Genomic DNA, 15,634 nt, shown 5'->3' on the forward strand with positions numbered 1-15,634 from the left:
TCCTAGGAGGGTCAAACATCATGGTGCGTTGGATAACATACACGTTGGGGACTCTGACTGCGGTGGCGTTGGTTGGCTTTTTGCTACTGGGGGGACGTTTCGCAAGTTACGTTCGGACGTCTGCCAGATCGGTGCAGGAAACGGTACAGGACTCCGTGCCGCTGGAGTTTGAACTGCGTCGTGCTCGCGATTTAATCGATACGATTCTGCCGGATATGCAGTCGCATGTTCGCACGATCGCTCAAGAGGAGGTCGCGATTGCAGCTCTGGAAAATGAGCTGCTGCTCAGCACTCAGCGGCTTGAAAGCGAGCAATCTGCTTTGGCGTCACTCCGGGATAAGATCGGGGTGCACCAGGTTTCCTATTCGATCGGTGATCGCGAACTGACTCGACAGCAATTGGTCGAGCAGATGCATCAGCGTTTTGAGCGATACAAACAAGGTGAGTTGGCGATCGAAAGCAAAACCCGATTGCTGGAAAAACGGCGTGAAGGACTTGCGGCTGCCCTTGCGATGCTGGACAAAATGCGACATCGTAAGGTGGAGCTCGAGCTAAAGGTTGAGGCGTTAGCCGCACAGAGTCGATTGCTCAACGCGTCCAAGGTGGAAGCTGGCGTCGTTATCGACGGCAGCCAACTTTCGGAGGCTGATCAATTGCTTGGGCAAATTGAGACTCGCCTCGCCGTTGCGAAACGTGTCTTGGCCCATGAGCAGGACGCGTTTGCCATCCCGCTCGATGACGACGTGGTTCTTGAAGAGAGCGTCATTGCTGCTTACGACGACCATTTCGGAAAAAACGCTAACCGTGAGGTTTTGGTGAGTAAATAGTCCGCCCGAAAGTGTTTCAAATTTAGCCCTTAGAAACGGAAGCTAGTAGCCTTGTTTCATCTTGACCTCAAACGTGTCGAAACTGCGATCGCGGCGGGACGATTGGAAGAAGCGTTTTCGCTTTTGAAATCGTCCTCTGCGCGAGTGCATCGGGATGGTCAACGGTTGGTCGACGAGCTGATTGAAGCGTTCGTCCAACGCGGGCATGAGCATCTTTCGGAGAACCGATTGGATGACGCATGGCATGATGCTTCCGCAGCAGGTTATTTCGGTGGACGTCAAATCAAGGTGGCTCGGTTGATCGCACAAATTCATGAACTTCAGCAATCCCAGCGTCGCGACTTGGGTCAGCCAGCGGCCGATCGAGCTCGATCGAGTCCTGCGGAGGCTGGTGCCACGGGTGGCAATGTGTTGCAGGTCGACGGACTCGGCAGTCTGCTATTGCTGACGTCTGAGACGGTCTCCATTGGCACGGTGTCATCGTCTTCGCGGCATGAAATCGCTGTTCAAACCGATGGCTTGGCCGCGACAATCTTTATCCAGCGTGATGAATCCGGTGGCGACGGTGAGGACTACTTTGTCCGATCTGCGTCGCCGTTTGCCCTGAACGGCAAACCGACACAGCAGCGCCTTTTGAGCGACGGAGACACGATCTCGGTAGGCCGGCATGGAAGAATGAAATTCCGTCGACCGGTGGCGGCGAGCGGTTCTGCGGTACTGGAAATGACAGCGGGGCGGTTGACGCGCCGAGACATTCGCCGCGTCGTCTTGATGGCAGACTCGTTACTGTTTGGTGAATCGCTCTGCCACTTTCACTTGGCCGTCGGTGAGACGCCGGTCATCATGCAGCCCGCCGTTGGTGTCTCGCTGGGTAGCGGATATTCGCTTCAACGCCAGGGCGGATTGGATCCCCAAACGCTTTGCGTGGGCGGAAGCGTCCGGATCGGCGACACTCGTTTCGCCCTCAGTCACCCCTCAAACACGGGACCCCGTTTCTAATGCCCGCTTACCGATATCAACAGGGCGATCGGCCACTCGAAGGCTATACGATTCAGCACGCACTCGGTCGTGGTGGTTTTGGCGAAGTGTACTTTGCGATCAGCGATGCAGGACGCGAAGTCGCCTTGAAGGCCATTCAGAACTACGAAGAGATTGAACTGCGTGGTATCGGCCATTGCATGAACTTGAAGTCGCCACATTTGGTGATGATCTTTGATGTCAAGCAAGATGCGGAGGGGATGGCGTGGGTGATCATGGAATACGTTTCGGGCGCCAACCTGAGAGAGATATTGGATGAAGCCCACGTAGGTTCGTCTCTCCGAGACGAACATGGAAATGCGAAAGCGCACGTAGGTTCGTATCTCCGAGACGAACATCAGAATGCGAAAGCAAACGTAGGTTCGTCTCTCCGAGACGAACATAAGAATGCGAAAGCGCACGTGGGTTCGTCTCTCCGAGACGAACATGAGAATGCTGTCCGTCTCGGAGAGACGGACCTACTTGGAATAGGAGTCGAACAGGCGGCATATTTTACTCGCGAGCTATGTAAAGGGCTTTCCTATCTGCACGATGCGGGCGTCGTCCATCGCGATTTGAAACCGCACAATGTGTTTTTTGAAGATGGCGTGGTGAAGATTGGTGACTACAGTCTCAGTAAAGCGATCACGACCAGCCATCGCAGCGGTCACACGACGACCGTGGGAAGTGTGCATTACATGGCACCAGAGATTTGTGAGGGACGCTACGGCAAGACGGTTGATATCTACGCGCTCGGTGTGATGTTGTTTGAGATGCTGACGGGATCGCCGCCGTATGAAGGCGAGAGTATGGGTGAGGTGTTGATGAAGCATCTATCAAGCCAACCGGACGTCAGTGGATTGCCTGAACCGTTCGGCCGTGTGGTCGCCAAGGCGATGCATCGCGATCCTGAGAAGCGTTATCAAACCGCTAGCGAAATGATGCGTGCTTTGTCGCCCGCCGACGAGCTGGAATACTCTCGCCCACCCGCATCGCTGTCGATGATCGGAGATCGAGCTTTGAAGGGGCGGGCCATTCGTGTCCGAGAATCCGAGACGCCCGCGTGTGGTTCGAAGGACGCGTTGGCCGAGACATATGCGACTCCGGTCGCCCTGCGAGACACGCATGAACGAACGGATTCGGTGCCGTTCGAACGCCCTGGAGCGGTCAGCTTTGACGCACTGGGACTGTGGTGGAAACGGCAGCCGAGCTTGGCGTTGGAAGATGATCCCGTGCCTGTCCTTTTGCGTTTGGCGATCGCTGTCGTGATTTCTTTGTTGTCTTTTTCCGTTGGGTGCGTTACTGATCCCAACAGCTGGTTCTGGGGGGATGTCCTGACTTGTTCCATCGTGTTTGCCTCCTATAACGCTCTGACCTGCTGGTTCTTCTTGTCAACCTTGCCACGATCCGGCGGGCTGGGATGGGCGATCGTGACTCGGATCATTGCGGTGGTTCCGTTGGTCGTGGTGTCGGGAATCTTAGTGACCTGGCATGGATTTGAATTTTACCACGGTATGATCGGGGGGCTGATCGCTGTGTACGCAATCCTGGATGCTCGCTGTCTCGTCACTGCTGATCGCTATCCCCGAATCAGTCTCATGAAAACATTGCTTGCTGGCGGGATCGCGGCGGTGATCACAACCCTGATCGGCGGGAGCGAGCGTTACACATTGTTCTCCGGTATTTTGGCGGTCTCGTCGGCCATTGCGGTCCAAGTGCTCGCGCCGCTCGGTCGTGTGGTACGAGTGAATTTAGAAGCGAATCGTGCGAATAGAAATACAACTAACCAGAGTGATGGTCAACCACGATCCGAAGACGCGTCCAATGGTACAGACCAGCCAATGGTAATCTCGTCTTCGGTAGATCCATCGGTAACAAACTAAGGGCGGCGAAACGCCGGTCTATCTTCAAGAAAGCAAATCGTCATGAGTTCAACGGGTGTCAGCGTGATTGGAATATTTGTTCTATTAATCGTTTTAGTCTTTTTGTTTTTCCTCGTTGTCGGCGCAATCTTTGCGGTCGTTCGGGTCGGGAAGAACCATGGGGCCACCGCCGCAATCGGGCTGGCGGTCGGACTCCTCGTGCTGCCGTTGCTGGGCTTGGCAGCGGTTGCTTCGATCTTCTTTGTTCGCATGAACACGATGGAGCAGTTGGTGGATGCACAAAGATCGGAGCAGAGAGCGGAGCAGAGAGCGGCCATACAACGAGAAGCTGCATACGCCGAATCATTTACCGCCGCTTCGACGCGCGATGGAATGCACAGCGAGTACTCGGCGAACTCGCCTGCCACCGTCGCGCGCGTCAACGCCATGCCCAACACGCCGCCGGTCCGTTGGGTGTCGGCGACCGACTTGGGTGAGTTCCAAGCGAGTCTGTATCCAGGGATCCTCGAGTGTGCCGCCCCTTTGGCTCAACAGGTTGGTGAAATGCTTCAGCAGCCACCGTTCGCCGCCGAGGTGGGCGAAGCGAGCGAGGGTGACGGAATCCGATTCCTGATCCGCACGGAAGACGATTTCGGCGATCAAGCCGACCCGTTCGTGGGTACGTTCATGAAGTCGCTGCAAGAACGATTCCCTCACGCCGAGTTGACTCAGCAAAGTGTCGTTCGTGACAGGCCGATAGCACTCGAAAGCGACGAAGTCAGGCTGACGCTGGCGGTGCAAGTCGAGAGGATCGAGCCCGCCTTATGGGACTCGGGTGGCCAATTCGCCAGCGGCAACGTGGCCTGCCGGATTGGTGACGATAGCAACACCGCTCGTGCGAAACTTCAATTTGCTGAGAAACCATGGGTGACTCGATTTGATGAAATCGTTTCCAAGGTTCCATATCGGGCATTTGTCGTCGGTTACAGTTCGGAGTTGGCCTCTTCAGAAGTGCAGGCTCGTCAGTCGGCATTGGAGAACGTTCGAGCGCAGGTTGATGTCGAGAATTGGAATGGTGCGAGGGTGAAGATTACGGACGAGCACGTGGTGGATCGCTTCGCGCAGCGGCTGTCACGTCCCTATGGCGATGTATGGCGTGAAGCGGTACTCGTCGACTTGTCAGGACCAGGGATGCAATGGACGGCAGCCACAGCGGTGGCCGACGCGGGTGGGCGTACCACAATGAAGCGGTTAACCGTCTTGTTCGCTCTGCTTCTCGTGCTAGCCACGATCGTGGTCTGCTTCCTCGCCAACGTGCTGACTCAGGGCTACTACCGAAAACCGATTCGCCAAGGTACGGTTGTGGTCATTGCATTGGTGGTTCTCGGTGGGGTGCTTTTCCTTGGATTGGTAGGTGCCTAGAATTGAGCAGGAAATAGGTGCGTCGTCTTGATGTTGTATCGCGACGATTGTCGCTCTGCTCACCGAGCGGAAAGCGTCTTCGGTCAGGAGATCGATAGTACCTCCCCCCAAGCTTCGTTTGCGAGAGGAGGTTAAGTCGTTGACTCAGATGGAGCTAAAAGCCGCAAGACCGCTTCGTCGGGGGAGGTTGAAAATACTGACACAAATGCCGCATTGATACAATCGACGTTCCGAGAGTTGAGCGACATTGCGTGAATTCCACAACCGTATTCGATCGAACCGATGGAACCAAACTCTCTTAACCAAGCCGATCGCCATCTACTCGGGCTCATCCGCGCCGGCGATGTTGACGGCTGGAATCAGTTCTTGGGGCGTTACCAACGCCGACTGACCGCGTTTGCCATTGGACGTGTGGACCAGTTGGCGACCGCAGAGGACTTGGTACAAGAGACATTCGTCGCTTTCCTAAAGTCGATAGACCGTTTTCGCGAGCAGGGAAGTTTGGAGTCGTTTTTGTTCCGAATGCTCCGTCGCCGAATCGTCGACTACTATCGTGCGAGCGGGCAAGAACGGAAGGTTCCAGTTTGCCAGATCGGGACCGAGCCATCGGCCGTGAATCTCGATCAAGTCGCGTCGAGTGACTTGACGGCCAGCCAATATGCACGCCTCGATGAACAGCTAGAAGAGGACCAGCGGACGCTTTCGCTTGCGATTGTTACAATCACCGGCGAGTTGTGTCGCGCAGAGAAGTTTCATGAACTCAAGATCGCCGAGGGCCTCTTCTATGCAGGAATTCGCAATCGGCAACTCGCGGAACTGCTTGGTGTTTCGGAAAATGAAATTGCGGTGATCAAGCATCGGCTGATCAAGAAGCTCAGCAGGTGCGTTCAAACCTATCAAGCGAGCTTGGATCCCGTTCAAACCATCGATGGTGTGGTCGCCCCCGAGCTCAGGGATGCGGATTTACGGGCGGCTTGGGAGACGCATCGACCGAGCTGCCCCAAGCGTTCGACGCTTGGCAAATACACGCTTGGAATTCTGTCGCCTGCTTGGCACGATTTTGTTCGCTATCACGTCGAAACGCTTGGCTGCCTCTTCTGCGACGCTAACCTAGCAGAATTTCGAAAGCTCCCGCCAACCGCGCCGTCGACGATAAACAACCATCTCTTTCAATCGACCGTCGGCTTTCTACCCCCACCGAACGGGAATTCAACGTAATCTCAAATCAAGCCCACTGGGATTAAACGGAGATTCAACTTAAGGTTTTCGATTACAATCGATTGTCGCAGTGGCAAATCGGATTTGTCACGACAGTCAACGAAACCCCAATCGATCGATGAGTATCGAGCTATGAAATTAAAACGAACAGGATTGATTCTCACGCTTTCATTCCTATACGCCAGCGTCAATGCGTATGCTGCGGACGGGTTGGCTGGCGAATCGGAATTGTCTATTGGGAAAGAATACTCCTCGGCTTTTGCTAATCCCAAGGATGACCCAAGCCTTCCTAATGTCCTGCTAATTGGCGATTCCATATCGATTGGTTATACGGTGGAAGTCCGAAAGCGGCTGCATGGAAAGGCCGATGTTTTTCGGATACCTGGAAATGGGCAGGACTCGGCTCACGGATTGGAAAATTTGGACAAGTGGATCGGGAAACGCAGGTGGGATGTGATCCACTTCAATTGGGGCCTATGGGATCTCTGCTATCGAAATCCCGAATCGAAGATGCAAGGACATCGGGACAAGGTGAACGGAACAATCACAGCAACTCCAGAACAATACCGCGAAAACATGGAAAAGATCGTGGCACGACTTAAGAAGACCAATGCGACCCTGATCTGGTGCACAACAACACCGGTCCCGGAATTGGAGGCGGGGAGAAAACTCGGAGATGATATTAAGTACAATCAGGTTGCGGAAGAAATAATGAAAAGCAACGGCGTCTTGATCGACGATCTGCATGCTCATGCCCTCAAGAAGTATTCCGAAATCCAAACAGAAAAAGGCAATGTCCATTTTACGCGGCAAGGATACGCCTACCTGGCTGAAAAAGTAGCACGGGAGATTTCCACGCTGCTTTCTAAACCGGGTATTTCCAGTGGCTCGGTGAGCGAAAATCATTCGCCATGAAATTTTTAAGTTGGTTGCGATTCAGCGGGGGCTGCTTCGGTGACCGCTGGAAAGTAAAGAGAACCGCCGAGATTGCCGGAAGGAAAAATTTGGCAGCCACCCTGAAATCGTTCAGCAGCACTAGGTCCGCCATGCAGACCTTACTTTAGACGGCATCGTCCCTTTGTAGGCGAGTCAGAAGCGAACAATGCCTTTTGGTCTTTTGTCGCCCATTACGAGAAATATTATGAATGTTATGAATGCACGATACGTTGTAGTCTTCGCTCTGATCTGTTCTGCGTTGGTGAGCAAATCGGTTGGCGCGAAAGAACCCGTCAGTATTGAATCACTGTTGCGAGAAATGGTCGATCGAGATGCCGTGGCGCATTACCCAGAGCAAGACTTCCGACTGAAACAACACAGCAGCTATGATCGTAGATCCAAGAGCCCCGATGACTCGCAAGGTTGGTTTAGAAACAAGGATTCCAACCGGAATGACACCGATACAAACCTTATTCGAATCGAGGAGATCGACGGCCAGAAGGAATGGGTGCTCATGGATCATGAGGGGCCAGGTGCGATCGTTCGAACCTGGATGCCGTGGCGACAGCCCAACAATCCTACGACCGATATCCGTATCCGTATCTATCTTGATGGTGCAAGCGAACCGGCACTCGAAGGGAATATGCTGGAACTGTTCAATGGCAACGGATTGATTCCCTATCCCCTGGCTCATGGATCGCTGCGTTCGGCCGTCAACTTTTTCCCGATTCCCTATGCCAAGAGTTGTAAAGTGACAACGGACCAGCACCCGTTCTATTTCATCTTCACCTTCCGTGAATACGACGAAGGCACGCCGGTGAAAACCTTCACGATGGAGGATTTCGAGGCCGCCAAAGGATTGACGAAAGAGACAGGGCAAAAGTTGCTCAGCCCAAGCGTCTCTGGAGCGAATGCGCCGCTCCGTTTGCAGGCGACTTTGGCCAGCCAGGAAGAAAAGTCGCTCATGCTACCGGCTGGTGTCGCTGCGGTGCGAGAACTTTCGGTGAAACTAGGAAGCTATGAGGATCGGGATGTTACCCGTCAGGTTGTGCTCAAGATGGAGTTTGACGGCAAAGAAACGGTTTGGTGCCCGATTGGGGATTTCTTCGGTTCGGGGATTGGCTTCAATCCGATGCAGGGCTGGTATCGCACGGTGGCTGACGACGGAACGATGAGCTGTCGCTGGGTGATGCCGTACCAACGGGGCGGCAAGGTCTCGCTTCAGAACCTCAGCGGCTTACCGGTCGATGCCGAGCTCGAAGTCAAAACCGGAGATTATCTCTGGGATGACCGTTCCATGTATTTTCACGCGGCTTGGCGGGGCCAGTATCCCGTTCCGACGCGTCCCTACTCGGATTGGAACTATGTCACGCTCAAGGGACGGGGTGTCTATGTCGGCGATACCCTGACGGTCATGAATCCAACCAAGGTCTGGTGGGGCGAAGGGGACGAGAAAATTTGGGTCGATGGCGAGGACTTTCCGTCAATGTTCGGCACAGGCACCGAGGACTATTACGGCTATTCATGGGGGGGAAGTAGTACCGACTTTTATCAGCATCCATTCCATGCCCAGCCTCGCGCCTATCGATACAACAAACTAAATCGCAAGACCGCAGAGAAAGAGGACAATAATCTCGGGTACAGCGTGGAAACCCGTAGCCGTGCACTGGACACCATGCCGTTCAGTAGCTCCCTTCAGCTCGATATGGAGGTCTGGGCTTGGAAGGATTGTGAGATGGGCTACGGCGTTGGCGCTTATTGGTACGGCTTCGCGGACACAACATCCAACCGCGAGCCGGACCCGGACGAGGTGCGCAACGTGCCGCCGCTTCCCGATGCGCTGTGATCGTCGCGGAACACGTCAAGAGCGTCGCAGCGGCACCCAACCCGACGTTTTGGATGCAGAGGCGCAGAAACAGTTGGAGACTATTGACGGGCCAAAACTCGTGTGCGCAGTTCGTTCAACGCTCTCAGCCAAAGCATACGGACGGCAGATTCATTTCGCTCGAGTTTCTTGGCGATCTCAGCATGTGAAAATCCTCGCAGATTCCTTAAAACGATCACCTCTCGATAATCCTCTGGAAGCGATTCGATCACATCGGCAATAATGGTTTGCTGTTCACGATTGTCCGCGTGAACGCTGGGAGTGTCTGTCTCGGCAGCCAACATTTTGTCTAAGAGAATCGAGGACTGGTCAATCGAACGTTGAAGAGAAAGTTCTCGGCCGGGATCGCGCATTTGCGTTCCATCGTACTTTCGGACCTCTCGGCCGATCACTCGGCCAAGAATCGTACGCAACCAGGCAATTCGTTCAGCGGTCGTGTTGCCCTGAAAAGCGGATTCCCCAATCCATGCTTCCAGCAATGTTTGCTGCAGGATATCCGAAGCATCGAACTTGCGATTCCAACGACCGTCAAGTTGCAACCTTGCCATCAATCGCAGCCAGCCATGGTAAGGAGCGAGATAGTTGGAGTGGTCCTCCTTTTCTATCTCATCGGAGTCAAGTGGTTGTTTCATGCGACCGCTGGCTCTGTTGGCTCTGAAGCAGTGCGACGACATTGAACAATTCGAAGCATAAACCTTGTGATGAAAGCCAATGGCCAAAGGATCACGATACCGACCCCGCCCGCCCACACGCCCGCCCACAGCAGCCACAACGATCCTGGATCCAACCAATCAAATTTGGTGCCTTCAAGGAGATCCGTCGTTGCGAGTTCGGAGACCGCCATCACACCGGGAACCGCGAGGGCGAAAATCACCAGAAGAAAGAGCGACTTCCAACGTCCGTGAAGGAAGTACCAAACAAACAACGATATAAAGATAAGGAAAGGCAGCAGCACGATTGCGCCGAGCAACTTGCCTTGCCAGGGAGGCATCGAAGTCTGAGCGTACTCTGCGCCCAATGGCGAAGGTATATGAAAAAATACATAGGGCAGCACAAACACCAACGGCATCAGCAGAAACCATTGCAAGTTCCACTGCCGACGTCGAAACAAGATGTAGAAATACGCACCAGGAAACACGATCGCACCAAGCACGATCGGCAACAGTTGCGTAATCAAAACAACAGGGCTGCGATCGAGTCCTTCAATCTCGAACAAACCCATCGCATTGCCATAGAGGTTCCAGGGGAGCGGCTCGATCAATCTTGGGTCGTCGGTGTCCGCGGCAAAGGGAGCACCAGCGAGATCGTGGATCAACTTTCTGGACCGAAGGCGTTTCGTCAACGCTGTGTCGCCGCTATTATTGAATCGAGCGGCCGATGCCGTCGCGACGATCGACGAGGTTCCGTTGGTTTCAGTAAACAGGACGCGCGGCCGTCGAGCGGTTTCAATATCATCTGAACCATCTCCACAGAGCAGTCCGTCAAAATCGGTGTCTGCTGGCCAATTCAAGTCCCACTGCACTTCGAGAGTAGCTGGGTCGACGAGTTTCAAGCGACGATTGGGGCCGTCTTCGGTTTCGACACGAATGAAGTCGCTATCCGGATCGGTTCTGATGTTTCGAACACTGGCAGCCCACGTCAGCGATTTGCGATGGATCTCGTTGCCACTGGCCAATTCGAAAGTGACGAATTCCTTCTGATTGAAAAACACGCCTTCCGTTTTACCATCGCCATCAATGTCGCTAACCAAAATCAGGTCACCGCTAACGATGCGTCTGACCTCTTTCGCGGAATCGAAGCTGAAGTCCAGCACGACCAGCTCTTTCTTTCCTGCGTCGAGCATGATTCCAGCGAATCGTTTGTCGCCGTCGGCAATGACCAAGGGAACCTTTTCGGTTCGCGAACGCACCCCGTACGGGAGTTGTGGTTTGCTAAATTCACCCGCGGCTGTCCAAGTCGAAACGGGGTCTCCGCTGACGAGGTCAACAAAGTTGACGTTCAGCTGGTCCTCGTCTTTCGGACCGTGTCCCTCCCAAGCCGTGACGAATACTGAACGGTTGCCTTGCTGAGAGGAGCTGTTCTGCGCGGCAGGAATGATCTCGGACTGCCAACCAAATGCAGTTTTGCCACTGCCTTTGGACAGCGGTAACAACTTCCAGATTGGCTTTCCCGTTTTTCCGTTGATGGCTACTGAAGAGGGTTGACTGTTTTTGTAGAAACATGGACACAAAATGTCGGCATGTCCGTCTCGGTTAACATCCAGAATTCTGAGTTCGTAACTTGGCCTGTGAAATTCATGAGTGATGAAATTGGTCGGCGCGATGTCGAAATGCCAAGCCTCGTCTCCGGATTTTCCATCCCGGCATGTTAAACGGAACTGAGCGGGTAGGTTTTGGTCGGCGAAGTGATGAAACAGCAACAGGTCCGACTGCCCATCCCCATCGATGTCGTGGCATTGGGCTGTGGCATCGGAGACCCCGATGATACGCGCTGGCTGTTGCCAGAGGACCTTGCCCTTAGCCCCACTCACGAGAACCAGGATTGCTTCCTGTTGATCATTCGAACGTTGTTCGGCCAAGAAGTCGTCAACTCCATCGCGATCAAAATCTCCATTGGCCGGATAAAGAGCTTCGGCAGGCCGCTGATATTCCCACTCACTTAGTCCTTTCCCGTTGGCTCCAGAAACAACCCGGCGTGCTTGTTCATTTGATGGCGATTGTTGCGTCAAATAGTGGCCAATCGGTGCATCAAGTAAATCTCGCACACCGTCGCCATCGACATCATCTATCCGCGTCAGCTTTGATTCGCCAGCAAACTTGATCCCGCCGCTGGACGACTTCAGCGTCACCAGTTGGTTCGACCGGAGCGGTTTGCTGCGGTCGCGTGGTTTCAGCAGAAATAAATCGTCACTCCCATCACCATCCCCGTCAGCCGCAATCGGATGTTCCAGCTGGTCGCCGATATTGATCAACTCACCCGTTGCCGTCGACATCACCACGGTGCTATGACGTTGGTAATTGACGTTTATGGCTGGTGACGCAATCACCAATCCCGGCCTGTCCAAAGCGGTGTCGAAAAAGAACGGCTTTTCAATCGAAAACCCAAAGTCGTCTGACTGAAAGACTGGGATCTCGCTGTGTACCGTTCGTAGTCGTTTTCCTGTCACGCCTGACAGGATATCAACGAAGATCCAGCAGCGTGATTTGGCCATCGGCGCCACGACGTAGACATCGTCGAGTCCGTCGCCATCTTCGTCAGGTCCCAGCAACGCGTATTGAATTTGCCGGTCAAGCGATCGGATCTTGGCTCGTTGTTGAGTGTCCCAAAGTGGCTTTCCCGTCCGTGCATCTAACGCTTGCAGCGACGCAAGTCCTGTCGGACGTCGGCTTTCCAAGTCTGTACCATCGGCAATCAGAATTTCAGGCGTCGCGTCTCCGTTGAGATCGGCGATGACTGGCCAGTTCGATTGCGAGTGCGGCCACCACTCGAGTTCGTAGTCGGCATCGAAACGCCAAAGTTCTTCGCCGCTGTCCAAGGATCGCATCGAAAAACGCGTGATGGGTTTGTTCCCCTTGTTGATCCCAACCGAAGAAACGATTTCGGTCAGCAGCAATCCAATCGTTTGCTGTTCCTTGTCGAACGTTTGGACTACCTGCGGTTGCAACGCCGGAATGAAACCAAGCTCCAGCGGCTGCCCTTCGTTAAAGCGTCCCGGCTTACCCGTAGAAGGATCACAGGAAATGATTTTGCTTCCGCAAGCCAATAGCAACTGTTCGCTTGATCCGTTTTTCGGTTTCGGAACCCAGCTTCCGGCCCAAGGCACTAGCTCGCCAGTGACCTTTTGTTTGTAAGGCTCTCGACGATACTTCCAGCCTTTCCCGGCAGAATGAATCGCTACAAAATAACATCCCGTGCCACGAAATGTTTCCATTTGGCAGAACGATGGACGGTACGTGCTGGCCGGAACATCGAACAGCTCTGTTGGCATCGAACGTTGCCAAATTCGTTCGCCGGTCTTTCCCGAGACCGCGTCTATCCAGCGTTTGGGGTTTGAGGTGTTTCCCATTGTGAAGCTGAAGAACTGACAGCCGAAGTCATCAATCTTGTCGCCGTCAATATCACCCAATGACATCGGCGAATGGATCGTCTTCGATTGCTCGTTCAGAATTCCAGCGTTGTAGTGCCACAGTAGCGTTCCGTCCTCTCCGTCAAATGCAAACAGAACTGCCTGATGGCGACACGCGATCATCACATCCTGCTGCCCGTCCTCGTTAATGTCCGGAAAGTTCGTGGCCACAATAGGTAAGAATTGCTGGTTATGGTCTCCATCGTCGTCACGCCCAGCCAGGTAGTCAGGAATGCTCCAGAGGATCGGTGAATCCGGTTCGATCGAGTTCGGGTCATCGGCTTTCTCTATTCGGGCCGTCATTGCCTTGAACGATTCTTTTTGAATCACTTGAAGGAATTTCTCCGCGTTGGCCGTCCAGCGTTCCTTGCCGCTGCGTCCGTCCATCCGCGTGATTCCCTCTTCGTGAAAGAACAGCAAATCATCTCGGTTGCCTAGCGGCAGCACTTTGGGAACGCCCTGAACCGTCCGCTCGTCGAAGACGCCATCCTCGGAGAGTTGGATCTTTAATTTCGAGTTCGTTTTCGGCGTCAGCGTCACGCGTTGACTTTCGCCAAACCGCCCGCCGGACCATGTTTGCAAAGTGTGATCGCCAGCCGCAAACGGCAGCGGTCCTTCGGTCGGGATTGTGAACGAGGGCGAAGCGTTACCAGAATCGTCGATCAGACGTCCAACGATCGGGCCTTCGTTGGAGGCGATTTCTATCGTGCCAGTGATTGAATCTTTCCATGCCATCCACACGGCGACGGAGACGCCCAGCAGCATCAGCGCCGCACTTGCCGCCAGCATGGCGGTCGATACCGCTTTCTGATTATTGCGTTTCCAGCGAGTGACACGTTCGATGACGTTCGGTCGACGCGCTTTGATCAAACGGTCTTCGACAAACGCGTCGAGGTCGTCCGCCAATTGCTGCGCGGTCTGGTAACGCTCGCTGGGATCTTTTTCCAAACACTTCAGCAAGATTGTTTCCAGATCGCGTGAAGCGTCGGGCACCATGCTTCGCAAAGGTGGCGGCTCATCCGCAATGACCTGTGCCAACACGGCGTGTGGTGTTTCGGCAAGAAACACACAGCGTCCGGTCAGTAGCTCGAATAGCGTCGCACCGAGCGAATAGATGTCGCTGCGGTGATCGGTCGGATGACGATCCGGCGTGGCCTGTTCGGGACTCATGTAGTTGGGCGTTCCCAGCATCGCGCCGGTCATGCTCATGCGTAGATCGTCGAAACGTCGGGCCAGCCCAAAATCTGTTAGCCAGACATGGTCTTGCTCAACCAGCAGATTCGATGGTTTGATGTCACGGTGAATGACGCCCCTTTGATGAGCATGAGCCAAAGCCCCAGCGACTTGAGCTCCCCATTTGGCAATCGTCTTGGCGTCTCGCGTGACGTTTTCTTCGGCGCTCCATTGCGATAGGCTTCGCCCGTCAACCAAACGCATCGCCAGATAATGTGATCCGTCCTGCTGTCCCGTCGTGTAGATCGGCACAATGTTGGGGTGTCGCAAAGTCGCGACCAGTTCCGCTTCCCGTTGAAACCGTTTGGTAGCTTGTTTTCCGACGACGGTGTAGCGAAGGACTTTCAGAGCCACTTGCCGTTTTAGCGAGACTTGATTGGCGAGGTAGACAACCCCCATTGCCCCCGATCCAATCAGCTTGACGATTTCAAAGTCACCCAGCTGCTGTGTGAGCAAGTCGTCTCCCAACCCCAGCCCAGCAACCATCTCAATACTGCTGAGATAGTCAGCCAATGCGTCTTTGATTTCAGGATGTTTTTCCAGCAACTCGGCTCGACCACACGCGCGGCCATTCTGAAGGTCTTCCAGATACTGATCCAGCACGCATGCGACTTTGGGGTCGTGATTTTCCAGCGTCGGGTTGATGGCAGACGCATTGGGTACTTGATCAGTCATGACTTCGATTGTAGTTGATGTTTCGGACCGGGAGCCATATGGTTTTGCCCCTCCCCTGGATAAAGTGCCGGTGTCCGGAAGTGCGCAACTCCGTTTCGGGGAATTTAGACGGGAATTTTGGTGAATGGCAGAATTTTCCACCGCTGGACCGAGCAAGTTGGGAAAGAGGGAAGATGGACCAGGCGAAGCGACTGAGAAGAGGCTGAGAAGCGACTGAGAAGAGGCTGAGAAGACACGATTCGCAAGACAGCGGGCCAGGCAGCAAGAATGACTGGTGGTGGAAAACGAATGGCTATTGGATTAGCATAGGGTGTCAAACGTGGACACCGAGTGCCAGCTATCTTGCATAGGCTGCAAGATGTCAAAACGCTGGTAGCGTGAAGCGTTTGTTGGCGGTAGTGGATTTATTCGTGGTATAGGCTTCCAGCCTGCG

General features: G+C 54.1%; 9 protein-coding genes. 7 read left to right on the forward strand and 2 right to left on the reverse strand.

Annotated elements, in window-relative coordinates:
• Window positions 1-20 precede the first annotated feature (20 nt).
• The 7 genes from Q31b_RS26050 to Q31b_RS26080 all read left to right on the forward strand — a co-directional run bounded on the left by Q31b_RS26050 (window position 21) and on the right by Q31b_RS26080 (window position 9,128).
• Window positions 21-827: a signal peptide-containing protein gene (locus Q31b_RS26050; RefSeq protein ID WP_146602601.1), complete on the forward strand. Its 807-nt coding sequence runs from the start codon at window positions 21-23 to the stop codon at window positions 825-827.
• 51 nt (window positions 828-878) lie between these two features.
• A complete protein-coding gene (locus Q31b_RS26055) occupies window positions 879-1,826 on the forward strand; it encodes a hypothetical protein (protein WP_146602602.1) in 948 nt (315 codons plus the stop codon).
• Entirely contained in the window at window positions 1,826-3,727 is a 1,902-nt protein-coding gene (locus Q31b_RS26060; RefSeq protein WP_231617862.1) for a serine/threonine protein kinase, read from the forward strand. Before Q31b_RS26055 ends, Q31b_RS26060 begins: the two co-directional genes overlap by 1 nt.
• 42 nt (window positions 3,728-3,769) lie before the next feature.
• On the forward strand, window positions 3,770-5,128 hold the full coding sequence (locus Q31b_RS26065) for a hypothetical protein (RefSeq protein WP_146602603.1): 1,359 nt from the start codon (window positions 3,770-3,772) through the stop codon (window positions 5,126-5,128).
• A 282-nt stretch (window positions 5,129-5,410) separates the two neighbouring features.
• Entirely contained in the window at window positions 5,411-6,346 is a 936-nt protein-coding gene (locus Q31b_RS26070; protein WP_146602604.1) for an RNA polymerase sigma factor, read from the forward strand.
• 132 nt (window positions 6,347-6,478) lie between these two features.
• A complete protein-coding gene (locus Q31b_RS26075; RefSeq protein ID WP_146602605.1) occupies window positions 6,479-7,261 on the forward strand; it encodes an SGNH/GDSL hydrolase family protein in 783 nt (260 codons plus the stop codon).
• A 235-nt stretch (window positions 7,262-7,496) separates the two neighbouring features.
• Window positions 7,497-9,128 (forward strand): glycoside hydrolase family 172 protein, encoded by a 1,632-nt coding sequence (locus Q31b_RS26080; protein WP_231617863.1) that lies wholly within the window; start codon window positions 7,497-7,499, stop codon window positions 9,126-9,128.
• Window positions 9,129-9,208: 80 nt separating this feature from the next.
• Here the strand turns inward: Q31b_RS26080 and Q31b_RS26085 are convergent, their stop codons facing one another.
• Together Q31b_RS26085 and Q31b_RS26090 are read right to left on the reverse strand one after the other, a co-directional pair.
• Window positions 9,209-9,799: a sigma-70 family RNA polymerase sigma factor gene (locus tag Q31b_RS26085; RefSeq protein WP_197172393.1), complete on the reverse strand. Its 591-nt coding sequence runs from the start codon at window positions 9,797-9,799 to the stop codon at window positions 9,209-9,211.
• The gene (locus Q31b_RS26090; RefSeq protein ID WP_146602607.1) at window positions 9,796-15,201 is read right to left on the reverse strand and encodes a serine/threonine protein kinase; all 5,406 of its coding nucleotides are present in this window, start codon (window positions 15,199-15,201) and stop codon (window positions 9,796-9,798) included. Before Q31b_RS26090 ends, Q31b_RS26085 begins: the two co-directional genes overlap by 4 nt.
• Between the last annotated feature and the right edge of the window lie 433 nt (window positions 15,202-15,634).

It is taken from the genome of Novipirellula aureliae (genome assembly GCF_007860185.1).
GTDB classification, from domain to species: Bacteria; Planctomycetota; Planctomycetia; order Pirellulales; family Pirellulaceae; genus Novipirellula_A; species Novipirellula_A aureliae.

Excerpts from the sequence above, each read along its gene's own strand:
- Q31b_RS26050 (WP_146602601.1), top strand. The coding sequence starts at position 21 with ATGGTGCGTTGGATAACATACACGTTGGGGACTCTGACTGCGGTGGCG.
- Q31b_RS26060 (WP_231617862.1), top strand. The coding sequence starts at position 1,826 with ATGCCCGCTTACCGATATCAACAGGGCGATCGGCCACTCGAAGGCTAT.
- Q31b_RS26065 (WP_146602603.1), top strand. The coding sequence starts at position 3,770 with ATGAGTTCAACGGGTGTCAGCGTGATTGGAATATTTGTTCTATTAATC.
- Q31b_RS26070 (WP_146602604.1), top strand. The coding sequence starts at position 5,411 with ATGGAACCAAACTCTCTTAACCAAGCCGATCGCCATCTACTCGGGCTC.
- Q31b_RS26075 (WP_146602605.1), top strand. The coding sequence starts at position 6,479 with ATGAAATTAAAACGAACAGGATTGATTCTCACGCTTTCATTCCTATAC.
- Q31b_RS26080 (WP_231617863.1), top strand. The coding sequence starts at position 7,497 with ATGAATGCACGATACGTTGTAGTCTTCGCTCTGATCTGTTCTGCGTTG.
- Q31b_RS26085 (WP_197172393.1), bottom strand. The coding sequence starts at position 9,799 with ATGAAACAACCACTTGACTCCGATGAGATAGAAAAGGAGGACCACTCC.
- Q31b_RS26090 (WP_146602607.1), bottom strand. The coding sequence starts at position 15,201 with ATGACTGATCAAGTACCCAATGCGTCTGCCATCAACCCGACGCTGGAA.